The organism is Streptomyces sp. NPDC047043, from assembly GCF_040644055.1.
Lineage (GTDB): Bacteria > Actinomycetota > Actinomycetes > Streptomycetales > Streptomycetaceae > Streptomyces.
The window spans coordinates 201,190-224,083 of record NZ_JBEYVO010000005.1; the positions used below are offsets into that span (position 1 = coordinate 201,190).

Here is a 22,894-nt window from a genome sequence, read left to right on the forward strand (position 1 = left end):
GACTTCAGGAGCTTAGGAAGCGATGAGGAAGAGTCACCCCATCCGCCGTGTCGTGCTGGCCACCGCCGCGACCGTGTCGGGCGTCGTACTGATGCTGTCGCTGAAGCCGGCGTCCGACCCGAACGCCGAGGCCGCCGGCGCCGCCCCGCAGCAGACCGCCGGCGCGCAGGAGTCGCCACAGGGCGGAGCCTCGGCGGCCGGTTCCGCGAACGGCACGGTCGACGGCAGCGTGGCCCAGACCCAGTACGGCAATGTCCAGGTACGCCTGACCGTCGCCAACGGCAAGATCACCAAGGCCGAGGCGATCCAGGCGCCCAAGGGCGGCACCAGCGACCAGAAGACCGCCCTGTCCATCCCCAAGCTCACCCAGGAGACGGTCGCCGCGCAGAGCGCGCAGATCGACTCGGTGTCCGGGGCGACGTACACGAGCAACGGCTACAAGCAGTCGCTGCAGTCGGCTATCGACAAGATGAAGGCGAGCGCGGGCTCCTCGCAGAGCAGCGCCAGTCCTTCGCAGGGCAGCGGCGGGGGCTCCGGCTCCGGTGCCGCCCAGGCCAAGACCGTGACCGGCAAGGTGGCCCAGACCCAGTACGGGCCTGTGCAGGTCCGGATCACCGTCGCGGACGGCAAGATCACCAAGGCCGAGGCGGTGCAGGCGCCCAAGGGCGGGCTCAGCGACCAGAAGACCGCGCTGGCCATCCCGAAGCTCAACCAGGAGGCGGTGGCGGCCGGCAGCGCGAAGATCGACGCGGTGTCGGGTGCCACGTACACCAGCAGCGGCTACACGCAGTCGCTGCAGTCGGCGCTGGACCAGGCCGGTGGCTGAGTCGGTGGCGGAGAGGGCGGAAGCTCCCGCCGCGGTGCGTCATGCGGAGGAGGTCATGGGGACCGTCTTCTCCTTCGACGTCCGCGGCGGGGAGCCCGGTGCGGTGCAGGCGGCACTGGAGGAGGCGGTCGCCGGACTGCACCGGGTGGACGAGGTGTTCAGCACCTACCGCGACGAGAGCCAGGTCTCCCGCCTGGCGCGCGGTGAGCTGAGCGTCGAGGAGTGCGATCCCGAGGTCGCCGAGGTGCTCCGACTGGGCGCCGAGGCGGAGCGGGTGAGCGACGGCTGGTTCAGCATCCGCTACGAGGGGCGCCTCGACCCGACCGGGATCGTCAAGGGCTGGGCCGCGGAACGGGCGGCCCGGCGGCTGGCGGCCACTGCCGGGGTGACCGGCGTGAGCATGAACGGCGGCGGTGACGTCCAGCTGCTCGGCGCGCCCGAGCCGCACCGGCCCTGGCGGGTCGGGGTGGCGGACCCGCTGCGTCCGGGCGGGCTCGCGGCCGTCGTCTCGGCCGCGGGCACGGACGAGTTGGCGGTGGCCACGTCCGGCACCGCCGAGCGGGGCGCGCACATCGTCGACCCGCGCACGGGCCGGTCCGCGGTGACCGACCTGGTGGCGGTCACGGTCGTCGCCCCGAAGCTGACCTGGGCGGACTGCTGGGCCACGGCGGCCTTCGCGATGGGCTCGCGGGACGGACTGCGCTGGCTGGAGTCCCTGCCGGGCGTGGAGGCGCTGCTGATCACGGCGGGCGACGAGGTGCGCTGCACGGGCGGGCTGGCGGCGCGCCTGGGCTGAGCCCGGGTGGAACCCCCATGCGAGTCCGGGGCGTCACGGGAGATCCGTCCCGTGCGCCCCGGACTCGTACATGTCGCGCGAGTGCGCGTCAGTGACCGTTCTGGGCCAGCCGCAGCAGATGCTCGGCCAGCGCCTGCCCGCCCGTCGGATTCCGGCTGATCAGCAGCAGTGTGTCGTCGCCCGCGATCGTGCCGAGGATGTCGTGCAGTTCGGCCTGGTCGATGGCGGACGCCAGGAACTGCGCGGCACCCGGTGGCGTCCGCAGCACCACGAGGTTCGCGGACGCCTCGGCCGAGATCAGCAGCTCCTGGGACAGCCGCCGCATCCGTTCTTCCTTGGCGGACTCCCCCAGCGGTGCCCGGGGGGTCCGGAAACCCCCCTCGCTCGGCACCGCGTAGATCAGGTCGCCGTCGTTGTTGCGGATCTTCACCGCGTTCAGCTCGTCGAGATCCCGGCTGAGCGTCGCCTGTGTGACATTCAGGCCGTCGTCGGCCAGCAGTTTCGCCAACTGGCTCTGGGAGCGCACCGGTTGCCGGTTGAGGATGTCCACGATCCGGCGGTGGCGTGCGGTGCGGGTCTGCGGCACGGCAGGCCCGGCGTGCTGTGCGTCGTCCTGCGCATGGCTCATCGTCGTCTCATTCTCCGGATCGTCCGTCCCCGCGTGCGTCGTCCAGGATGCCGGGGAGTGCCCCGAGCAGCGCGTCCACGTCGTCGTCGCCGAGGCTCAGTGCGGGCATCAGCCGTACGACGTCGGGGGCGGGCGCGTTCACGAGGAAACCGGCGTCCTGAGCCGCCTGCTGCACCCGGGGCGCCAGCGGCTCGGTGAGCACGATACCCAGCAGAAGGCCCGCGCCCCGGACATGTGCGATCAATGGGTGCCCCAGTGACTCGATTCCGTCCCGCAGCTTCTCGCTCTGCCGCTTGACGTTCTCCAGCAATCCCTCGTTCGCGATGGTGTCCAGTACCGCGAGGCCGGCGGCGCACGCGACCGGGTTGCCGCCGAAGGTCGTGCCGTGCTGGCCGGGCTGCAGCAGTTCGGCGGCCCGCCCGAAGGCGACGGTCGCGCCGAGCGGCAGTCCGCCGCCGAGACCCTTGGCGAGGGTGACGACGTCGGGCAGTACGCCCTCGTGGGCCTGGTACTCGAACCAGTGGCCGGTACGGCCGACACCGGTCTGCACCTCGTCGAGGACCAGCAGCGCCCCGGTGGCCGCGGTGATCGCGCGGGCCGCCTTCAGATAGCCGGGGGGCGGGACGACGACGCCGTTCTCGCCCTGGATCGGCTCGATGATGACGAGAGCCGTCTCGTCGCTGACCGCGGCCGCGAGGGCCTGCGCGTCGCCGTACGGGACATGCGTGACGTCGCCGGGCAGCGGCAGGAAGGGTTCCTGCTTGCCGGGCTGGCCGGTCAGCGCGAGGGCGCCCATGGTGCGGCCGTGGAAGCCGCCCTGCGTGGCCACCATGTGCGTCCGGCCGGTGAGCCGGCCGATCTTGAAGGCACCCTCGTTGGCCTCGGCGCCGGAGTTGCAGAAGAAGACCTTGCCGTCCCGGCCGAAGAGCTGGAGGAGGCGTTCGGCGAGGGCGACGGGCGGCTCGGCGATGAACAGGTTGGAGACATGGCCGAGGGAGGCGATCTGCGTGCTGACGGCCTGGACGACCGCCGGGTGGGCGTGACCGAGGGCGTTGACCGCGATGCCGCCGACGAAGTCGGTGTACTGCTTGCCGTCGGCGTCCCACAGCTTGGTGCCCTCGCCGCGGACGAGGGGCAGGCGCGGGGTGCCGTAATTGTTCATCAGCGAGCCCTGCCACCGCTGGGTCAGGTCTGCGTTCGCGGTCATTCGGCATCCCCCTCTTCGGCATCGGGCACGACCATCGTGCCGATGCCCTCGTCGGTGAAGATCTCCAGCAGGATCGAGTGCTGGACCCGGCCGTCGATGACGCGGGCGGTGTTGACGCCGCCCCGTACGGCGTGCAGACAGCCCTCCATCTTCGGCACCATGCCGGAGCTCAACTCCGGCAGCAGCTTCTCCAGTTGGGAAGCCGTGAGGCGGCTGATCACCTCGTCGCTGTTCGGCCAGTCCTCATAGAGACCCTCGACGTCCGTGAGGACCATGAGAGTCTCCGCTCCAAGCGCAGCAGCAAGTGCCGCAGCCGCCGTATCAGCATTGACGTTGTAGACATGTCCGTCGTCCTGGCTACGGGCGATCGACGAGACGACCGGGATCCGGCCGTCGGCGAGCAGTGCCTCGATCGCGCCCGTGTCGATCGCGGTGATCTCGCCCACCCGCCCGATGTCGACCAACTCGCCGTCGATCTCGGGCTGGTGCTTGGTGGCGGTGATGGTGTGCGCGTCCTCGCCGGTCAACCCCACGGCCAGCGGCCCGTGTTGGTTGAGCAGCCCGACGAGCTCACGCTGGACCTGCCCGGCCAGCACCATCCGTACGACGTCCATGGCGTCCTCGGTGGTGACGCGCAGTCCGGCCTTGAACTCGCTGACGATGCCGTGCTGGTCGAGGGCGGCGCTGATCTGCGGGCCGCCGCCGTGCACGACGACCGGCTTGAGGCCGGCGTGGTGCAGGAAGACGACGTCCTGGGCGAACGCGGCCTTGAGGTCCTCGTCGATCATGGCGTTGCCGCCGAACTTGATGACGACCGTCTTGCCGTTGTGCTTGACCAGCCAGGGCAGCGCCTCGATGAGGATCTGGGCCTTGGGCAGTGCGGTGTGTTTGCGAGTAGTGCTCATGAGGAGTACGCGCTGTTCTCGTGGACGTAGTCGGCGGTGAGGTCGTTGGTCCAGATGGTGGCGGCCTCGGACCCGGCGGCGAGGTCGGCGACGATGTGCACCTCGCGGTAGCGCATGTCGACCTTCTCGCGGTCCTCGCCGACACCGCCGTTCTTGCAGACCCAGACGCCGTTGATGGCGACGTTCAGCCGGTCCGGCTCGAAGGCGGCCTTGGTCGTGCCGATCGCGGAGAGCACGCGGCCCCAGTTGGGGTCCTCGCCGTGGATCGCGCACTTGAGGAGGTTGTTGCGGGCGATGGAGCGGCCCACCTCGACGGCGTCGTCCTCGCTCGCCGCGTTGACGACCTCGACCTTGATGTCCTTGCTGGCGCCCTCGGCGTCCCGGATCAGCTGCTGGCCGAGGTCGTCGCAGACCTGGCGTACCGCCTCCGCGAACTCCTCGTATTCCGGGGTGACTTCGGCGGCACCGGACGCGAGCAGCAGCACGGTGTCGTTGGTGGACATGCAGCCGTCGGAGTCGACGCGGTCGAAGGTCGTGCGCGTCGCCGCCCGGAGCGCCCTGTCCAGTACGTCGTCGTCGAGCGCGGCGTCGGTGGTGAGGACGACCAGCATGGTCGCCAGGCCCGGAGCGAGCATGCCCGCGCCCTTCGCCATGCCGCCGACGGTCCAGCCGTCCTTGGTCACGACGGACGTCTTGTGGACGGTGTCGGTGGTCTTGATGGCGATGGCGGCCTTCTCGCCGCCGTGCTCGGAGAGTTGGGCGGCGGCGGTCTCGACCCCGGGGAGCAGCTTGTCCATCGGGAGCAGGACGCCGATGAGGCCGGTGGAGCACACGGCCACCTCGATGGCGCCGCGGCCGAGAACCTCGGCGACCTTCTCGGCGGTGGCGTGCGTGTCCTGGAAGCCCTTCGGGCCCGTACAGGCGTTGGCGCCACCGGAGTTGAGCACTACGGCCGACACCTGGCCGCCCTTGAGCACCTGCTCGGACCACAGCACCGGCGCGGCCTTCACACGGTTGGACGTGAAGACACCGGCGGCGGCGCGGCGCGGACCGTTGTTGACCACGAGGGCCAGGTCCGGGTTGCCGTTCTCCTTGATTCCGGCTGCGATGCCCGCAGCCTGGAATCCCTTGGCTGCCGTGACGCTCACGGTGCGACTCCGATCGTGGAAAGCCCCGTGGACTCGTCGAGCCCGAGGGCGAGGTTCATGCTCTGGACAGCACCGCCCGCGGTGCCCTTGGTCAGGTTGTCGATGGCGCTGATCGCGATGATGCGGCCCGCGGCCTCGTCGTACGCGACCTGCACCTGAACGGCGTTGGAACCGTAGACGGACGCCGTGGCGGGCCACTGGCCCTCGGGCAGCAGGTGGACGAAGGGCTCGTCGGCGAAGGCCTTCTCGTACGCGGCGCGCACGGACTCGGCGGTGACCCCCGGCTTGGCCTTCGCGCTGCAGGTGGCGAGGATGCCGCGGGGCATCGGCGCGAGGGTCGGCGTGAAGGAGACGCTCACGGTCTCGCCGGCCGCCGCGCTGAGGTTCTGGATCATCTCGGGGGTGTGCCGGTGGCCGCCGCCGACACCGTACGGCGACATGGAGCCCATGACCTCGGAGCCCAGCAGGTGCGGCTTGGGTGCCTTGCCCGCGCCGGACGTCCCGGACGCGGCGACGATCACGGCCTCGTTCTCGGCGAGAGAGGCGGCGTAGGCCGGGAAGAGGGCCAGCGAAGCGGCGGTCGGGTAGCAACCGGGCACCGCAATGCGCTTGGACCCCTCCAGCGCGGCGCGGGCACCCGGTAGTTCGGGGAGCCCGTAGGGCCAGGTCCCGGCGTGTGCGGAGCCGTAGAACTTCTCCCAGTCGGCCGCGTTCTGCAGCCGGAAGTCGGCGCCCATGTCGACGACGAGGACGTCCGGGCCGAGCTGCTCGGCGACGGCGGCGGACTGGCCGTGGGGCAGGGCGAGGAAGACGACGTCGTGACCGGCGAGGACCTCGGGGGTGGTCTCCTGGAGTGTCCGGTCGGCCAGCGGCAGCAGGTGCGGCTGGAGCGCACCGAGCTTCTGGCCCGCGTTGGAGTTGCCGGTCAGGGCCCCGATCTCGAGCTCGGGGTGCGCCAGGAGCAGACGCAGGAGCTCTCCGCCCGCGTACCCGCTCGCTCCGGCCACTGCCGCACGTACCGCCATGTCATCCTCCTCCTGGATGGCATGACTATACGTTTCGCTGCACGTTTATGCAATCTCGGCCGGTTCCGCCTTCGGGAGCATGATCCGGCGGGACACGACGAAGGTCACCGGGATCGCCGCCAGGGAGGCGAGCAGGGGGGCATACCGGCTGCCGAGATGCAGGAGGTCGACGAGCACGTAGACGCCCACGGTCGTGACCACGAAATTCGCGGCGTTCGTCAGCGGGAACAGCAGGAATTTCCGCAGGGTCGGACGCGTCCGGTAGGTGAACCGCGCATTGAGGAAAAAGGATCCGGTCATACTGATGGCGGTCGCGAGAATATGGGCGACGAGATAGGGGAAACGAGTGAGGAACAGTAGGTACGGAGCGTAGTACGTACCTGTGTTGACGACCCCGATCACGGCGAAGACAAGCATCTGCCGCGACATCAGGGAACTCGGCAGCAGGGAACTCGACATCAGGGAATGAGATCCTTCGCTCGTTTCACGTTGGTCGCCTTCACCAGGAAGTGCGGGCGCCCCTTGACCTCGTAGTAGATCCGGCCGGTGTACTCCCCGATCACCCCGAGCATGATCATCTGCACTCCGGCGACCCCGGTGACGGCGGTGATGATGGTGACGTAGCCGGGGGTCTGCACTCCGTTGACGAGCGCGGCGCCCACGATCCACGCGGTGTACAGCCCGGCGATGGTCAGCAGGACCATGCCGAGGTGGAGGGCGGCGCGCAGCGGGCGGTTGTTGAAGGAGAGCAGTCCGTCCAGTCCGTAGTTGAGCAGGCTGCGGAAGCTCCAGGAGCTGTGGCCGGCCTCGCGCACGGCATTCTCGTACTCGAAGGTGGTACTGGGGAAGCCCACCCAGGCGAACAGGCCCTTGGAGAAGCGGTTGTACTCGGTCAGGCCCAGGACGGCATCCACCACGCGACGGGACAGCAACCTGAAGTCGCCGACGCCGTCGACGAGTTCGACGTCGACCAGGCGGTTGACGAGCCGGTAGTAGAGGCGGGCGGTGAGGGTGCGGGTCATGCCGTCACCGGTCCTGTTGCGCCGGGCGATGACCTGGTCGTAGCCCTGTCCGTGCAGGTCGACCATGCGTTTGATCAGTTCCGGCGGGTGCTGGAGGTCGGCGTCCATGACGACCACGGAGTCCCCCGAGGCGTGCCGCAGACCGGCGAGCAGCGCCGCCTCCTTGCCGAAGTTGCGGCTGAAGGAGACGTACCGGACGCGCGAGTCGAGGTCGGCGAGCCGCTCCAGGACGGTGAGCGTGCGGTCGCGGCTGCCGTCGTCGACGTACACGAACTCCACGTCGTGGCCGAGCGGCAGGAGTTCCTCCGCGACCTTCTGGACCTCCTCGTGGAACCGCTCGAGGACGGCTTCCTCGTTGTAGCAGGGTGCGACGATCGATATCAGCACGGGATTCTCCCCCTGGGGCAGGTCAGAGAGCGCCGCTCACGCGCTCGAGCGGTCGAGTGGTCATGGGCGCCGGCGGCCGGATCTCCCGCCGTCGGCGTACGGCGGTGAGGGCGCCGAGCAGGATCAGGGTCAGCAGCGCGGCGGCCCCGACGGTCGTGCCGAGCCGCAGACCGGGCGGGTGGAAGGTGCAGGTGAGGCTGGTCGAGGAGCCGTCGAGGGGGACGGCGATCAGGCCGTGGTACTCCTTGGCCGGTACGGGGTCGGCGTCGCCCGCGGCGCAGCGCCAGCCCGCGATGCGGGGAGCCGCGACGACGGCGGTTCCCTTGCTGCCCGCCGGGAGTTCGGCCCGGATCGTGGCGTCGGAGACGGTGACGCGGGTGGCGCCGGTGGCCCTGAGGTGCTCGACGGCGTCGTGCAGCCGGGCGGTGTCCAGGCAGCCGACCGCGCCCTGCGGGACACGGCTGGTGCGGTCGGGGGTCAGGTCGATGCGGAGGTGCCCGGACGCCGGGACCGTGCCGAGCCGCTGCATCGGGGCGATCTTGGTGACCCTGGCGTCCGACCTGAACCGCCCGGTAGGCCCGTCGGTCATCCGCGCGCTGCCCGAGTAGTGCGGCGCCCAGAGGTACACCTCACTGCCGGCCGGGCATCGCGCGGTGATGGCCGGCTTCCGTACGGTCCCGGGCGCGGGGGCGCCGATGAGCAGCCCGGGGTGCCGGGCCTCGCCCGCGCGCGGGGGCTTGCCGGTGCTGGTGCGCACGGTGAGGCGGGGCACGGTGTAGACGCGGGCGCCGAGCAGGAGTTCCTGGTTGCGGTACGGCGACGCTCCGAAGGCGGCACGGGACGCGCCCGGCGGTCGTAGCGTGACGAGGGGCGGTGCGTCCTGCCGGGTCACGGTCAGCCGGTCGCCGTTCTGCGGGAACCAGTTCTGGTGCGGGTCGGGCGGGGAGTGCACCCGAGCGCCGACGGAGAAGATCGCGTCGGTGACGGCGTTGTCGAGGCTCTGCAGGCTGCGGCCGCGCGAGGTCCAGCCGTCGCCGAGGGCGGTGAGGGCCCGGCTGAGGACGTCCGAGGTGAGGCTGCTGTAGTACTGGGCGCCCTGGCCGCCGACCAGCAGCGGGTCGTTGCCGACGGTCTGCTCCCGGCCCGGATCGGTGCGGTAGCGGGGCCAGCCGTCGGCCTGCGCGATCGCCTCCGCCTGCCGCTGCTGCCGCTGGCCCCAGGGCGCGTAGTCGTCCATGTGGCCGAGACGGAGGCGGGTGGCGACGGCGGAGGTGGCCATGGCCTCCCCGAACTGGCCGCCGAAGAGCAGGACCAGCGCGAGGGCGGCCAGGACTGTGCGGCGCCCGCCTTCGGTGCGCCCGAGCAGTGCCAGTCCGCCGAGTGCGCCCACGACGGCGAGCAGCAGCACCGCCCATCCGACGGGGTGCACCAGAGCACTGCGGCTCGCCACGGCGGTGATCAGCGCGAGCAGCGCGGCCGCGGCACCCAGGGCGCGCAGGTCGGGCGGGCCGTACGAGAGGGCGTGCCAGGCGGCGATCACCAGCAGCGCGCACAGCACGAAGGCCTGGCGGTACGCGCTGCCCTGCGGGGTGGCGAAGGCATGCCAGACCAGATGGGTCGGCTGCCACTGCAGCGACAGCGCCACCGCGGCGACCAGCAGTGTCCACCCGGCACGCACCCGGCGCGGTACCGCCCGGTGGAAGGGCAGGGCGAGCGCGAGCAGCAGCGCCGTGGCGCCCACGTAGAGCGCCGGGCTGCCGAAGCTGTACGTCGTCGGCAGCAGCCGGGCCAGCAGATCCTCCGTGGGCACCGGCTCGAAGTGCACGACCCTGCCCGGGTGGGCGTGCCTGGTGCCGAAGTACACGACGGTCACCAGCGGCGCGGCCAGGCCCACGCCCAGCGCGACGGTGCCGGCCGCGCGGCCCGCGGCCTTCAGCCGCTCCCGGTTCGGGAGACCGGACAGCCCGAGACGCAGCAACAGCACCAGACCGGCGCCGATGGTGGCCATGTACGCGGTGTAGAAGTTGGCGATCCAGGCGAGCGCCACGATCAGTACGCCGAGCAGCGGGCGCCGCTTGTGCAGCGTCCACTCCCCCACCAGGCACAGCAGCGGCAGGGCGACGAGGCCGTCGAGCCACATGGGGTTGTACGAGGCGACCGCGAGGCTCCACCCGCACAGCGCGCACGAGGCCCCGAGCAGCCCGGCAGCCCACCAGCGGCCGGGGCGCAGGACCATCAGCAGCCAGGCCATGGCGGCGCCCGCGGACGCCGTCTTCAGCAGGGTGATCACGTACACCGCGAGGTCGATCTCGTGCCGTGGGAACACCCCGACGAGCAGGGCGAACGGACTGCTGAGGTAGGTGCCGAGGTCGGGCAGGAAGCTCGAGCCGTATCCGGACTGCCAGTTGACGAAGAGGCCGCCGTCGGCCCGGCCGTGCAGCAGGTCCCACAGGTGGGCGTGGAACGGCACGTACTGGTTTCCCAGGTCGTTGACGCTGCGGGTGCGGGGCCCGAAGGGATAGCTGCCGGCGAGGGCGTCGGCGGCGCAGAACACGGCGGTGGTGATGGCGGCGGCGAGCAGGGCCGCGGCCCTCTTCAACGGGAAATGGCCCCTCGAAACGGCAGTGGACAGGGTCGGGCGATCCATTCCTACTTACTCCCCGCGGTAATTGATTCGCCGACTAAGACGGCCCGGGTTTGGGATCGGTTGTGCCGTCCGCGGAAAGTGGCAAAGCTTGTTCCGAATGCGTCCGCAGGCTTATACGAATGGAATGGTGAACGTAAGGGAAACAGGGATTTCCCAGAATGTAATTAATTGGTGAACTCACCGCCGGACGGTGAACTCACCGCCCCTTGCGCGCCGCGTACGCGCGCGCCGCCCGCACCCGGTTGCCGCACTTCGTGGTGCACCAGCGCCGGGCGCCGTGGGAGCGCAGGAACCAGCGGGCGCAGCCCTGTGCGGCGCACTCGGTGAGCTGCTCGGCCTCGGCGCCGGTGAGCAGGTCGGTGGCGTCCTCGGCGAGGAGGGAGAGCGCGGCGGCGGCCGGATTGCCGGCGTCGGGTTCGTCGGCGCGGTGCGGGCCGTCGGCGCCCCAGGCGAGCCGCGGGGTGGAGGGAGCGGCCGCGAGCGCGGAGTTGAGGGCGGCGAGGTCCTCGGCTGCGGGCCGCTTCTGGGCGCTGTACGCCGCGAAGAGGGCGCGCAGTGCCTCGCGGAGGGCGAGGAGCCTGCCGAGCTGGCGCCCGTTCAGGGCCACCCGGTCGGCCAGCAGCTCGTGCCGTACGAGCCACAGGTGCGCGGCCTCGGTGTCGTCGAGCAGGTCGACCTGGCCGTGGCTGAGCGCAAAGCGGGTGTTGACCAGGGCCAACGAGAGGTAGCGCTCCTCGCCGGGGACCGGGAGCTGGTGCAGGTAGACGGGGGCCTCGTGATCCACGGATCTCATGGTAATGCTTGCGATTCTCCGTGAGGAGGCCTAGCGTGCCTCACGGAAAACGGACAACAAAACCGTGAGAGGTGAGAGGCCGTGGGCTTCGACGTGGACGCGCTGCGCAGGGACTTCCCGATCCTGGAGCGCACGGTGGACAGCGGCGCCCGTCTCGTCTACCTGGACTCCGGCGCAACCACACAGAAGCCGCTCCAGGTCCTCGACGCCGAGCGGGACTTCTACCTCACGCACAACGCGGCCGTGCACCGCGGCGCGCACCAGCTGGCGGGCGAGGCGACGGAGGCGTACGAGAACGCACGGCACACGATCGCCCGCTTCGTCGGGGCACGTGACGACGAGGTGGTCTTCACCAAGAACACCACCGAGGGCATCAACCTCGTCGCGTACGCCCTGGGCAACGCCGGCCGGATCGGCCCCGGCGACCGGATCGTGGTGACGGAGATGGAGCACCACGCCAACCTCGTGCCGTGGCAGCAGCTCGCCGAGCGGACGGGCGCGACGCTGGACTGGTTCGGCCTGACCGACGAGGGCCGCCTGGACCTGACCCGGATCGACGAGCTGCTGGACGAGCGCACGAAGGTGCTCGCCGTCACCCACCAGTCCAACGTCCTCGGCACGATCAACCCGGTGCGCGAACTCGCCGACCGTGCCCATGAGTTCGGCACACCGGTCGTGGTCGACGCCGCCCAGTCGGTCCCCCACCGCCCGGTCGACGTGCGCGAACTGGGCGCCGACTTCCTGGCCTTCTCCGGGCACAAGATGCTCGGCCCGAACGGCATCGGGGTCCTGTGGGGCCGCCGCGAACTCCTCGCCGAACTCCCGCCGTTCCTGACCGGCGGCTCGATGATCGAGATCGTCGAGATGGACCGCACGACCTTCCTGCCGCCGCCGCAGCGCTTCGAGGCGGGTGTCCCGATGACGTCCCAGGCGGTCGCCCTCGCGGCGGCGGTGGACTACCTGGAGGCGCTGGGCATGGCGGAGGTGGCGGCACACGAGGACCAACTGACCACCCGCGCCCTGGCGTTGCTCCAGGAGATCCCCGGGGTACGCGTCATCGGCCCCCACGACCTCACCGCCCGCGGCTCGGCCGTCTCCTTCACGGTCGACGACATCCACCCGCACGACGTCGGCCAGATCCTCGACGACCGCGGCATCGCCGTACGCGTGGGCCACCACTGCGCCCGCCCGATCGTGAAGCGCTACGCCGTCCCGGCGACGACCCGGGCAAGCTTCTACGTGTACAACACGGAGGCGGAGGTGGATGCCTTGGTGGAGGGTGTCCGGGCAGCCCAGAGGTACTTCGGCGGTTGACCGGAGAGCGGGCTTGCGTTGGAGCGCACTCCAACTCCTACGGTTCTTGTGGCTTCCTGCTGCAGCTGCGCGAGACCGGCATGTCGATCGCCGACATGCAGCGCTTCGCCCGGGCGGGCGACGGGGGCGCCGGACGACAGGATCGACCACTGCGAACCGCTGCTCGACGACACGCCGGAGCAGCCGGAAACGGATGAGCTGACATGAGCGAGAGCACCACCCGCGAAGACCGCTTCGCCCACGGCCTGGAGGTCCTGAAGCGGGTCGACGGCGAGGCGGGACAGCGGGTCGTCGACTCGCTCGCCGACATCAACCCCGAGCTCGGCCACCAGGTCGTCGCCTGGGCCTTCGGCGAGATCTACGACCGTCCCGGACTCGCCCCGCGCGACCGTCAGTTGGTGACGTTGGGCATGCTCACCGCGCTCGGCGGCTGCGAGGCCCAGCTCGACGTGCATGTCAACGCGGCCCTGAACGTGGGCCTCACCCCCGAGCAGATCGTCGAGGCCCTGACGCACTCGGCCGTGTACTGCGGCATACCGAAGGCCCTGAACGCGACCTTCGCCGCGAAGAAGGTCTTCGCCGAGCGCGGGCTGCTGCCACTCGGACAGCAGCCCGCGGACCCGGCCCCGGCTACCTCTGCTTGATCCGCAGGAACGTGATCGAGTTCGCCGGGAAGGTGTACGAGAACTTGCCCGCGACCCCGTCGAACGTGGACGTCACCGGCGCGACGGCCGTCTTCGTCTCGGTGTTCACCGCGTCCGGCGCGGCGGCCAGCGTGGTCACCCGCGCCTTGGACGCCACCTTCGCCCCGCCCAGGTCGATCGCCGTACGGGCCGCCGAGGACTGGGCGTTGACGACCTTGACGATCAGATCACCCGTCTTCGCGTCCTTGGTGACGACCTGGCGGAACGGCTCGGCCGGCTTGTCGTCGGTGAAGCTGCCCCACTCCTGTCCGTCGAGGTAGAGGGTCACCTGACGGCCGCGCACCTTGACGTCGATGTCGTAGGTGCGGCCCGTCTCGACCGACCCGGCCTTGGAGATCAGCGTCGACTTGCCGCCGTCCACGGCCTGTTCGACCGCGGACTGGGTGTTGTTCCAGCCGCCCAGGTTCCACCAGTAGTAGTTCCCGGTGTCCTTGACGCCGAAGGCGACGAGGAAGCCCTCCTTGCCGGACTTCTTCGTGGCCTTCACGTGCAGGTCGTAGTCGTGCCAGGACGGGTCACCGGCCTGGACCATGGTGTTCTCGGCGGTGTCGGAGGCCTCGACGTACTGCCCGTCCTGGATGCTCCAGCTGCCGCCGCCGGTGTGGGTCCACTTGGACGCGTCACCGGAGAAGTCGTCGCTCAGCAGCGTCTGCCCGTCCGCGTCCGTCACCTTCACGTCGTCGTACGCGGCGCTCGTGTTCCACGTCGACAGGCCGACGGCCCCGGTGATCGGACCGAGCAGCGACGGCGTCCCCGTGGCGGTCGAAGGCACCACCCGGTCGCCGACGTTGTTCATGAACAGCTTCTGGACCTCGTAGTTGGCCGAGCCCCAGGAGGCGTGGTTGTTGAACCACACCATGTCCGGGCTCCACTGCACATAGTCCTCGTTGGCGAACAGCGGCGCGTAGGAGGCGAGTTTGACGACGTCGGCATTGCGCTCGAGCCCGGTCATGTACGCCGCCTCGGCGAGCCCGTTCTTGAAGGCGTTGCCCCAGGAGGCGTACTCACCGAGGAAGACCTTCGGCCCGCTCCGGTCGTAGGAGTCGTAGCGGTCGTTGTTCTGCAGGAACCACTGCGGGCTGTTGTAGTAGTGCTCGTCGACCATGTCGACCTTGGCGTCCCTGTTCAGCTGCCAGGCCGTGTCGAAGGTCGAACCGGCGTCGTCCGGGCCGGAGTTGGAGATCACCTGCATGTACGGGTACTTGGCCTGGATGGCGGCCCGGAACTGCTTGAAGCGGGCGAAGAACTCGTTCGGGAGGTTCTCCTCGTTGCCCACCTCGATGTGCGTGAGCTGGAAGGGCTTCGGGTGGCCCATCTGCGCACGCTTCCTGCCCCACTCGCTGGTCACCGGGCCGTTGGCGAACTCGATGAGGTCGAGGGTGTCCTGAACGTGCCGCTTCAGCAGCGCCTCGTCGTCGACCGCCTTGTTCTGACCGCAGCCGGTCACCAGGGCGGGCACGACGGGCAGCGGCATGGCGCCGATGTCCTCGGCGAAGCGGAAGTACTCGTAGTAGCCGAGGCCGTAACTCTGGTTGTAGCCCCAGAAGTTGGAGTTGGTGGCGCGCGTCTCGACCGGGCCGATGGTGTCCTTCCACTGGTACGAGCGCTTGCGCTGATAGCCGGAGGCCTCGCTGTAGTCCTCCATGGAACCGGTGTTGACCAGGCAGCCGCCGGGGAAGCGCACGAAGCCCGGGTGCAGCGCGGCGACCTTCTCGGCGAGGTCCTTGCGCAGGCCGTTCGGCTCGTGCTTGTAGGTGTCGCGCGGGAAGAGGGACACCATGTCGAGCGCGGCCGCGGCGGAAGAGCCCACGGTCAGACGGCCGTTGGAGCTGGTGCGGGTAGCGGTGAAGGTCGCCCTGTACCGGGCCCAGCCGCCCGTGCGCACGGCCACCTGACGGGCCGTGGCCAGCGTCCCGTCGGCGTCGTGCAAGGACACCGTCAGCGTGGTGCCGCCCTCGGCCCGGGCCCACACCGAGAAGTCGTACTTCTTGCCCTCCTCGACCCGGACACCGGTGTTGTAACCGGCGTTCGTGACGGACGAACCGGCGCCCAGGGAGAGGTAGTTGCGGTTTCGGGCGTTGAGCCGCCCGTCGTCGTTCACGACCTGGGCATTGCCGTCGACCGTCCACGCGGTCAGCGGGGTGTACGACTTGTTGTCGTCGGTGGAGTACTCGAAGGACCGGTTCTGCACGAGCTCGGCGTACAGGCCGCCGTCGGCGGCGCGGTTGATGTCCTCGAAGAAGACGCCGTACATCGTGTCGTCGATCTTCGCGCCCTTGGTGGCGGGGTCGACGGTGATCGAGTAGTCGGTGACGTCCTCGGCGTGGGCGGGGGCCGGGACAAGGCTTGCGGCCAGCAGGAAAGCGCTTGCTCCAAGGCCAAGTCTCAGCCGGTTCCGGGTGGTGCGTGACATGGATACTCCGCGGCTCTTGGGGATCGTTCTGAACGGCTCGATCGTTCGAAATATCAGACAGCGGTCAGCACTTCGAACGGCAAGATAGGGAAGGGGTATGAGCACGTCAATGGGGCGGACGTGCTCGACGTAAGGTCGAACGCATGGAAGCGCTGCTGCCGTACCTCGTCGTGCTCGGCTGCCTGGGACTCGTCATGGGGTGTCTCACCTGGTGCGCACGGCTGATCCGCCGCCGCGGCGCCACGGGCGGCGGACTGGGCGCGGCACTGGCTGCGTACGAGGAGGCGTTCCGCGCCACCAGTCACGCATCGCACCACGAGATCCGGGCTCAGGCCGACCGCAAGGACCCCATCGAGTCCCCGGACCGGTGGCGCCGCCGGCCGCGGAAGAGGGTTTGATCATGCGCGAGTTGTGGCCCGTGCCCGATGTGCTGGCGCATCTTGCCGGGCGCTGGCGCGTGGAGCGGACCGTGCGGGATCTCGCAAGCGGCGACGAGGGGCGTTTCGACGGCACGACACTCTTCAGCCCTCTCCCGGAAGGCGGGCTGCTGCACGAGGAGTCCGGCACGTTCGTCTGGCAGGGCGTCGCGCGCCCCGCCGAACGCACCCTGCGCTTCCTGCCGGGCGGTTCACCGGGCGCGGCCGACGTCCGCTTCGCCGACGGCCGCCCCTTCCACGACCTGGACCTGACCTGCGGACACCACGTCGCGGACCACCCGTGCGCGGCGGACCTCTACCGCGGTGAGTTCACCGTGCGGGACGCGGACCACTGGCGGACGGTGTGGCGGGTGGGCGGCCCCGCCAAGGACCTCGTCCTCACCACGGACTACGCCCGCGAGGGCTGAGTCGGCACCCCGTCGAACCGGAGGTTCCAGCGGCCGGCGTGACCCGTCACGGTGGTCGTCGAGAGGGGGCGCACGTCGATGTTCCAGTACGTCGACGGCGGCGCCTTCAGGGCGTACACCAGGGCAGCGCGGATGACGGACGGCTCGGCCACGGCGACGACACGGCCGCCGTCGTCGACGGGCCGGGTGTCGAGCCAGCCGCCGACCCGGGCGATGAAGGCGAGCAGCGACTCACCGCCGTGCGGGGTGGCCCGCGGGTCGGCGAGCCAGGCGTCCACGGCCTCCGGCTCGCGGGCCATCGCCTCGCCGAGGGTCAGCCCGCGCCAGCGACCCATGTCGCAGTCCCGCAGGGCGAGTTGCACCAGGGGTGCGTAGCCGAGCGCGTCGCCGGTGGCGCGGCTGCGCGGTGTGGGCGAGCAGTAGCGCAGTTCGGCCGCCGCCAGCGGGATCAGGTCGTGGGCGACGCGCTGCACCTCGTCCCAGCCGGCCTGGTCCAGCGGACGGTCGTCCTCGAAGCGTTCGGCGAGCAGCGGGGAGCTGCGCGCTGCGGCGACGAATGTGACCCGAAGTTGCATGCGGTGATGGTGTGTCGTGAAGGTTCGCAGGTCAAGGGGTGTTGTCCACAAGTCACCAAGGGTTGCCAGAACCTTACTTGGGGGTCAGGACCTTGGCGGACAAGTCACCCGAACCGCCTCACTCGAACTCCAGCGCCATCCAGATGTCGGGCTGCGCCAGCTTCCGGAACCCGAGCTTCTCGTAGACCCCGTGCGCGTCGAGCGTGGCGAGCAGGATGCGGCGCAGTCCGTACGGCCGCAGGTGCTCGCGCATCGCGGCGACCATCGCCGTACCGACATTCTTGCCGCGCACGGACGGGTCGACGTAGACGTCGCAGAGCCAGGCGAAGGTGGCCATGTCGGTGATGACGCGCGCATAGGCGACCTGCTCCCCCGAAACCACCTCATACACCCCGAAGTTCAGCGAACCGGCGATCGCCCGCTCCTGCTTCTCTCTTGCCCGCCCGAGCGCCCAGTACGCGTCGCCGGACAGCCACCGGTGCACGCGGTCGACGTCGAGGCGGTCGGGGTCGGTGGAGAGCTCGTAGCCGTCGGGGAGGCTGGGGGTGTCGGTCATGGCGGGAGATTCGCAGGCCGTGGCTGGCTTGTCGAAGGGTTTTCCGCTGCCGCAAGGGCCACTGTCAGTGCACACCGACGGTGCCCGTCCCCTGGAGCATCTCGTCGCAGGCGGTACGAAGCCGCCGCACCCCCTCGCCGATCTCCCCCGTCCCCGCCACCGCCGCAAAGCTCAACCGGACCTGCGGCGCCGGGGACTCCGCGCTGAAGTACGGGCGGCCGGGGGTGATGGCGACTCCCGCGCGGAGGGCGGCCGCCGTCAGGACTCCTTCGTCCGTGCCGTCGGGGAGGCGGAGCCACAGGTGGTAGCCGCCGGACGGGATGTGCGGCAGGGAGAGTTCGGGAAGGTCCAGGCGCAGAGCTGCCGTCATCGTGTCCCGGCGGAGCTTCAACTCCGTCGAGATGGCCCGGAGATGGCGCGGCCAGGCCGGTGAGCCGACCAGTTCCAGGGCCGCTTCCTGGAGCGGCCGGGGGACGAAGAAGGTGTCGACCACCTGGATCGCGCGCAGCCGTTCCAGGACCGGGCCGTGGGCGGCCAGGGCGCTCACCCGGAAGCTGGGCGAGGTCGCCTTGGTCAGCGAGCAGACGTGGACCACGACTCCGTCGGGATCGTCGGCGGCGAGCGGACTCGGCAGCGGCCCCGAGTCCTCGTGCACGAGCCGTCGTACGAAATCGTCCTCGACGACGAAAGCGCCGGCCTCGCGGGCGATGCGCAGCACTTCACCGCGCCGCTCGGGGGCGAGTACGGCGCCGGTCGGGTTCTGGAAGAGCGGCTGGCAGACGAAGACCCGGGCACCGGTCGCCCGGAACGCGTCGGCGAGCAGGGCCGGCTTGACGCCGTCCGCGTCCACCGGGACCGGCACCGGCCGCAGACCCGCCGCCCGGGCGATCGCCAGCATGCCGGGATAGGTGGGCGATTCGACGAGCACCGGCGCCCCGGGCGGAGCCAGCGCACGCAGGGCGGTGGTCAGCGCGGACTGGCCGCCGGCGGCCACGAGCACCCCGGCGGCCGTGACCCCGCCGCCGATGCTGCGCGCGAACCACTCGCGCAGCTCCGGCAGCCCCTCCATCGGCGGCCGCCCCCAGGCACCGGGCCGACGCCCCGCCCGCGACAGCGCCGCCGCCATCGCCCGCTCGGGCTGCAGCGCGGGATGCAGATAGCCGCCGTTGAACTCGACGACCCCGGGCGGCGGGGCGGCGAGCGAGACGGTGACTCCGGAGGCGTCCACGGAGCGGGGTACGAGGTCGGCGGCGCCGTCCGCACTGAGCGCGACCTCCTGCCAGGAGGTGTCACCCGCGGGAGCGGTCGTCGCGCCACGCGGCTCGGCGCGGAAGGCACCGGCTCCGGGCCGGGTCACCACCAACCCCTCGGCGGCCAGTTGGCCCAGCGCACGCGAGACGGTCACCGGGCTGACGCGGAACCGCTCGACCAGGGCCCGACTCGACGGGAGTTTTCCACCGGGCGAGTAGCGGTTGAGTTCCCGCCTCAGCTGATTCGCCAGTTCACCGACACTGCTACGCTCTTGCATGAGAGCACAGAGTAGCGCTACTGCCCCGACCTCGATAGCGGTGAGCGTCCCGGGGAGGACCGGCACCGCGGGCACCCTGCTGGCCGCCCTCGGCGTCACCGCCTTCTCCCTCACCTTCCCCGCCACCGCCTGGGGGCTGGAGGGCTTCGGGCCCTGGGCGCTGGTCGCCGTGCGCAGTGTGCTCGCGGCGCTGATCGCCGGCGTCTGTCTGCTCGCGCTGCACATCCCGGTCCCGGACCGCCGGCACTGGACCGGCCTCGCGGTCGTCGCCGCCGGTGTCGTCGTCGGCTTCCCGCTGCTGACCACGCTCGCCCTGCAGACGTCGACCACCGCGCACGCGGCCGTCGTGGTCGGCCTGCTCCCGCTCACCACCGCACTGCTGTCCGCCCTGCGCATGGGCACCCGCCCCTCCCGCACCTTCTGGACGGCGGCCCTCGCGGGCGCCGCCGCAGTCGTCGCCTTCACCGTGCAGCAGAGCGGCGGCGCACTGACGACCGCCGACCTGTACCTGTTCGGCGCGCTGCTGGTGTGTGCGGCCGGCTACACCGAGGGCGGCCGGCTGGCGCGGGTCATGCCGGGCTGGCAGGTGATCGGCTGGGCGCTGGTGCTGTGTCTGCCGCTGACCGTGCCGGCCGCCGCGCTGGCACTGTCGTACGAACCCGTGCGGCTGACCGCGCACAGCGTGGCCGGACTGCTGTGGGTCGCGGCGGGCTCCCAGTTCCTCGGCCTCGTCGTCTGGTACCGGGGCATGGCGGCGATCGGTATCCCCAAGGCCAGCCAGTTGCAGTTGGCCCAACCGCTGCTCACACTGGTGTGGTCGGTGCTGCTGCTCGGCGAGCACCTGACGGTGGCTGCTCCGCTGACGGCCGCGGCGGTGCTGGTGTGCATCGCCGTCACCCAGCGGGCGCGGGGCTGAGCGGCACGCACGCGCCGGTTCCAACCCCGGCCCGGCGCCGTAAACTCAAGGCCACGGACCGCTGCTCCCGTACATGGTGAGGAGGCCCTACAGATGCGTGCAACCGTCGGCGACCAGCTTGTCCAGCACGGCAGGGTGGTCGGACAGCACGACAAGGTCGGCGAGATCGTCGAAGTGATGGGCCAGGAGGGCAACCCTCCCTACCGCGTCCGCTTCGAGGACGGACATACGGGGATCTGCTCCCCCGGCCCCGACACCGAGATCAGGCACAAGGAAACACAGCAGTAGGCCAGCCGGAGGATCAGCGCGGGGGCTTCGCCGGCTGCTGGTAGTGGTCGGCGACCACCCTCGCCATGGCCCCGATCCGGTCCGTCGCCACGTCCTTGGCGGCGAAGAAGACATGCCCGCGCACCTGCGGGTACTCCTTGGCCAGGGTGAGGTGCCGGGAGAGTTCGGCCGGGTCCTGCCAGGCCGCGGGCTGCGCCGGGTCGCCCGCCTTGTACAGCGCCTCCCCCGCGTACACCTGCGTCGCGGTGCCCCGCGCCGTCTCCGCCCACCAGGGCAGCAGCTTGGCGTAGTCGGCGGCGGCGAGGCCGATGTTCCAGTAGATCTGCGGGCAGATGTAGTCGATCCAGTGCTCGCGCACCCACTTGCGGGTGTCCGCGTACAGGTCGTCGTACGTCTGCACGCCCGCCCGGGTGTCGGAGCCGAGCGGGTCGGTGGCGGCGTTGCGCCAGACCCCGAAGGGGCTGATGCCGAAGCGCGTGGCCGGCCGGATCTGCTTGATGCGGGCGCCCATCTCGCACACCAGCCGGTCGATGTTGTCGCGGCGCCAGGCGGCCCGGTTCGGGAAGCCGCCGCCATGGCGGTCGTAGGCCGCGTCGTCGTCGAAGGTCTGGCCGGCCACCGGGTACGGGTAGAAGTAGTCGTCGAAGTGCACACCGTCCACGGGATACTTGCGCACCGCGTCGAGCATCGCTTCCTGGACGAAGGCGCGGACCTCGGGCAGCCCCGGGTTGTAGTAGAGCTTCCCGCCGTAGGGCACGACCCAGTCGGGGTGCAGGCGCGCGGGGTGCGAGGCGGCGAGTTTCGTCGGGTCCGGCTGGTTGGCGATGCGGTACGGGTTGAACCAGGCGTGCAGTTGCAGACCTCGGGCGTGCGCCTCCTCGACCGCCGTCCTGAGGGGATCCCAGCCGGGGTTCCTGCCCTGGGTGCCGGTGAGGTACTGCGACCACGGTTCGTACGGCGAGGGCCACAGCGCGTCGGCGGTCGGACGCACCTGGAACATCACGGCGTTGAGGCGGTTGCGCACCGCCACGTCGAGGTGGCCGATCAGTTCCGTACGCTGCTCGGTCGCGGTCAAAGCCGGCCGGGAGGGCCAGTCCCGGTTGGCCACCGTCGCCAGCCACATGCCCCGCATCTCGATGATCGCGGCCCGGTGGCGCCCCGGTACGGCCGCCGCCGCGTCCGGCGTCATGCTCAGAGTCGCCAGTACGGCGGCCGTGAACGCCCGCCGTGTCACTCGCCCCATCTGCACTCCCCAAAACAGTGCGGATCCGCGCGGTCACGGATCGTTTCCGCGCCCCAGGATGCTACGACCCCGCCGATCGATCATCGATACTTGGGGGTAACGTGCACGATCGGAGCAGGCACCGAACCACCGGCGTCCTGCCGCATTCGTAGATCTGCGAAGGGGACGATGTGACCGACATCGAGCGCGTCGGAGTGGTCGGCTGCGGCCAGATGGGAGCGGGCATCGCCGAGGTGTGCGCCCGTGCCGGACTGGACGTGAAGGTCGCCGAGACCACCGGCGAGGCCCTGGAGATCGGCCGGACCCGGCTGCTCAACTCCCTGGCCAAGGCGGCTGAGCGAGGCAAGATCAGCGAGGAGGAGCGGGACTCGACGCAGGCGCGGCTGAGCTTCACCACCGACCTCGGCGAGTTCGCCGACCGCGACCTGGTGATCGAGGCCGTCGTGGAGAACGAGCAGGTGAAGACGGAGATCTTCCAGGTGCTCGACCAGGTGGTGACCCGCCCCGACGCCATCCTGGCCTCCAACACCTCCTCCATTCCGCTGGTGAAGCTCGCGGTCGCCACCTCGCGCCCGGACCACATCGTCGGCATCCACTTCTTCAACCCGGCCCCCGTGCAGAAGCTGGTCGAGCTGATCCCGGCGCTCACCACGTCCGAGGGCACGCTCAGCCGCGCCCAGGCCTTCGCCGAGAAGGTGCTCGGCAAGCACGCGATCCGCGCCCAGGACCGCTCCGGCTTCGTGGTCAACGCGCTGCTGGTGCCGTACCTGCTGTCCGCCATCCGCATGTTCGAGTCGGGCATCGCGGGCCGCGAGGACATCGACAACGGCATGGAGATGGGCTGCGCCCACCCGATGGGCCCGCTGAAGCTGTCCGACCTGATCGGCCTCGACACCATCGTCTCCATCGCCAACTCGATGTACGAGGAGTACAAGGAGCCGCTGTACGCCGCTCCCCCGCTGCTGCAGCGGATGGTCGACGCGGGCCGGCTCGGCCGGAAGTCCGGCTCGGGCTTCTACACCTACCCCTGACGCTTCGGCAGATCGGTGCACAGTGCCCGTTCCAGGGTGCTGGTGACACAGTGCGACCAACGCGGGCCCGGCACTCCGAGGAGTGCCGGGCCCGCGTC

General features: G+C 70.5%; 23 protein-coding genes. 9 read left to right on the top strand and 14 right to left on the bottom strand.

Translation table 11 applies throughout. From position 1 onward, the window contains the following. Positions 1 to 22: 22 nt before the first annotated feature. Complete coding sequence (locus tag ABZ880_RS09975; protein WP_361259661.1) at positions 23 to 826, top strand: FMN-binding protein; 804 nt, start codon at positions 23 to 25, stop codon at positions 824 to 826. Between the two features lie 4 nt (positions 827 to 830). After that, positions 831 to 1,622, top strand: a complete 792-nt coding sequence (locus ABZ880_RS09980; RefSeq protein WP_361259949.1) for an FAD:protein FMN transferase — start codon at positions 831 to 833, stop codon at positions 1,620 to 1,622. Positions 1,623 to 1,710: 88 nt separating this feature from the next. Here the strand turns inward: ABZ880_RS09980 and ABZ880_RS09985 are convergent, their stop codons facing one another. The 9 genes from ABZ880_RS09985 to ABZ880_RS10025 all read right to left on the bottom strand — a co-directional run bounded on the left by ABZ880_RS09985 (position 1,711) and on the right by ABZ880_RS10025 (position 11,384). Then, positions 1,711 to 2,250, bottom strand: coding sequence for an arginine repressor (locus ABZ880_RS09985; RefSeq protein ID WP_361259663.1), 540 nt, complete (start codon positions 2,248 to 2,250; stop codon positions 1,711 to 1,713). 7 nt (positions 2,251 to 2,257) lie between these two features. Further along, entirely contained in the window at positions 2,258 to 3,457 is a 1,200-nt protein-coding gene (locus ABZ880_RS09990) for an acetylornithine transaminase (protein WP_361259665.1), read from the bottom strand. Beyond that, positions 3,454 to 4,362 carry an acetylglutamate kinase gene (argB, locus tag ABZ880_RS09995; RefSeq protein WP_361259667.1) on the bottom strand — a complete coding sequence of 303 codons (909 nt, stop codon included), beginning with the start codon at positions 4,360 to 4,362 and terminating at the stop codon, positions 3,454 to 3,456. Before argB ends, ABZ880_RS09990 begins: the two co-directional genes overlap by 4 nt. Beyond that, a complete protein-coding gene (gene argJ / locus ABZ880_RS10000; RefSeq protein WP_361259669.1) occupies positions 4,359 to 5,510 on the bottom strand; it encodes a bifunctional glutamate N-acetyltransferase/amino-acid acetyltransferase ArgJ in 1,152 nt (383 codons plus the stop codon). Before argJ ends, argB begins: the two co-directional genes overlap by 4 nt. Then, the gene (gene argC / locus ABZ880_RS10005; protein WP_361259671.1) at positions 5,507 to 6,535 is read right to left on the bottom strand and encodes an N-acetyl-gamma-glutamyl-phosphate reductase; all 1,029 of its coding nucleotides are present in this window, start codon (positions 6,533 to 6,535) and stop codon (positions 5,507 to 5,509) included. The genes argJ and argC overlap by 4 nt, the downstream gene beginning before the upstream one ends. Positions 6,536 to 6,580: 45 nt before the next feature. After that, a complete protein-coding gene (locus ABZ880_RS10010; RefSeq protein ID WP_361259673.1) occupies positions 6,581 to 6,994 on the bottom strand; it encodes a GtrA family protein in 414 nt (137 codons plus the stop codon). After that, positions 6,994 to 7,944, bottom strand: a complete 951-nt coding sequence (locus ABZ880_RS10015; RefSeq protein ID WP_361259675.1) for a glycosyltransferase family 2 protein — start codon at positions 7,942 to 7,944, stop codon at positions 6,994 to 6,996. The genes ABZ880_RS10010 and ABZ880_RS10015 overlap by 1 nt, the downstream gene beginning before the upstream one ends. A gap of 22 nt (positions 7,945 to 7,966) precedes the next feature. Further along, positions 7,967 to 10,591: a YfhO family protein gene (locus tag ABZ880_RS10020; RefSeq protein WP_361259677.1), complete on the bottom strand. Its 2,625-nt coding sequence runs from the start codon at positions 10,589 to 10,591 to the stop codon at positions 7,967 to 7,969. Positions 10,592 to 10,787: 196 nt separating this feature from the next. Next, positions 10,788 to 11,384 (bottom strand): ABATE domain-containing protein, encoded by a 597-nt coding sequence (locus ABZ880_RS10025; RefSeq protein ID WP_361259679.1) that lies wholly within the window; start codon positions 11,382 to 11,384, stop codon positions 10,788 to 10,790. An 81-nt stretch (positions 11,385 to 11,465) separates the two neighbouring features. On the opposite strand from ABZ880_RS10025, the gene ABZ880_RS10030 reads away from it, so the two are divergent. Together ABZ880_RS10030 and ABZ880_RS10035 are read left to right on the top strand one after the other, a co-directional pair. After that, positions 11,466 to 12,698 carry a cysteine desulfurase gene (locus ABZ880_RS10030; RefSeq protein ID WP_361259681.1) on the top strand — a complete coding sequence of 411 codons (1,233 nt, stop codon included), beginning with the start codon at positions 11,466 to 11,468 and terminating at the stop codon, positions 12,696 to 12,698. Between the two features lie 203 nt (positions 12,699 to 12,901). Beyond that, positions 12,902 to 13,342: a carboxymuconolactone decarboxylase family protein gene (locus ABZ880_RS10035; protein ID WP_361259683.1), complete on the top strand. Its 441-nt coding sequence runs from the start codon at positions 12,902 to 12,904 to the stop codon at positions 13,340 to 13,342. On the opposite strand, the gene ABZ880_RS10040 is transcribed toward ABZ880_RS10035, so the two are convergent. Then, positions 13,329 to 15,815 (bottom strand): alpha-L-arabinofuranosidase C-terminal domain-containing protein, encoded by a 2,487-nt coding sequence (locus ABZ880_RS10040; RefSeq protein ID WP_361259685.1) that lies wholly within the window; start codon positions 15,813 to 15,815, stop codon positions 13,329 to 13,331. The genes ABZ880_RS10035 and ABZ880_RS10040 overlap by 14 nt on opposite strands. 143 nt (positions 15,816 to 15,958) lie before the next feature. Between ABZ880_RS10040 and ABZ880_RS10045 the strand changes: the two genes are divergently transcribed. Together ABZ880_RS10045 and ABZ880_RS10050 are read left to right on the top strand one after the other, a co-directional pair. Further along, positions 15,959 to 16,213 (top strand): hypothetical protein, encoded by a 255-nt coding sequence (locus ABZ880_RS10045; protein ID WP_361259687.1) that lies wholly within the window; start codon positions 15,959 to 15,961, stop codon positions 16,211 to 16,213. A 2-nt stretch (positions 16,214 to 16,215) separates the two neighbouring features. Next, positions 16,216 to 16,659 (top strand): DUF6314 family protein, encoded by a 444-nt coding sequence (locus ABZ880_RS10050; RefSeq protein WP_361259689.1) that lies wholly within the window; start codon positions 16,216 to 16,218, stop codon positions 16,657 to 16,659. Here ABZ880_RS10050 and ABZ880_RS10055 read toward each other — a convergent pair. The 3 genes from ABZ880_RS10055 to ABZ880_RS10065 all read right to left on the bottom strand — a co-directional run bounded on the left by ABZ880_RS10055 (position 16,641) and on the right by ABZ880_RS10065 (position 19,318). Then, positions 16,641 to 17,234 carry a histidine phosphatase family protein gene (locus ABZ880_RS10055; RefSeq protein WP_361259691.1) on the bottom strand — a complete coding sequence of 198 codons (594 nt, stop codon included), beginning with the start codon at positions 17,232 to 17,234 and terminating at the stop codon, positions 16,641 to 16,643. The two genes, ABZ880_RS10050 and ABZ880_RS10055, sit on opposite strands and share 19 nt — an antisense overlap. A gap of 118 nt (positions 17,235 to 17,352) precedes the next feature. Then, complete coding sequence (locus ABZ880_RS10060) at positions 17,353 to 17,790, bottom strand: GNAT family N-acetyltransferase (protein ID WP_361259693.1); 438 nt, start codon at positions 17,788 to 17,790, stop codon at positions 17,353 to 17,355. Positions 17,791 to 17,854: 64 nt separating this feature from the next. Next, positions 17,855 to 19,318: a PLP-dependent aminotransferase family protein gene (locus ABZ880_RS10065; RefSeq protein ID WP_361259695.1), complete on the bottom strand. Its 1,464-nt coding sequence runs from the start codon at positions 19,316 to 19,318 to the stop codon at positions 17,855 to 17,857. Here ABZ880_RS10065 and ABZ880_RS10070 point away from each other — a divergent pair. Next, a complete protein-coding gene (locus tag ABZ880_RS10070; protein ID WP_361259697.1) occupies positions 19,317 to 20,234 on the top strand; it encodes a DMT family transporter in 918 nt (305 codons plus the stop codon). The two genes, ABZ880_RS10065 and ABZ880_RS10070, sit on opposite strands and share 2 nt — an antisense overlap. A gap of 93 nt (positions 20,235 to 20,327) precedes the next feature. Then, positions 20,328 to 20,522, top strand: coding sequence for a DUF1918 domain-containing protein (locus tag ABZ880_RS10075; protein WP_361259699.1), 195 nt, complete (start codon positions 20,328 to 20,330; stop codon positions 20,520 to 20,522). Positions 20,523 to 20,535: 13 nt separating this feature from the next. Here ABZ880_RS10075 and ABZ880_RS10080 read toward each other — a convergent pair whose 3' ends face one another. Continuing rightward, the gene (locus tag ABZ880_RS10080) at positions 20,536 to 21,765 is read right to left on the bottom strand and encodes a family 10 glycosylhydrolase (RefSeq protein WP_361259701.1); all 1,230 of its coding nucleotides are present in this window, start codon (positions 21,763 to 21,765) and stop codon (positions 20,536 to 20,538) included. A 170-nt stretch (positions 21,766 to 21,935) separates the two neighbouring features. Here ABZ880_RS10080 and ABZ880_RS10085 point away from each other — a divergent pair, with 170 nt between their 5' ends. Then, entirely contained in the window at positions 21,936 to 22,796 is an 861-nt protein-coding gene (locus tag ABZ880_RS10085) for a 3-hydroxybutyryl-CoA dehydrogenase (RefSeq protein WP_361259703.1), read from the top strand. The last annotated feature ends 98 nt before the right edge of the window (positions 22,797 to 22,894 follow it).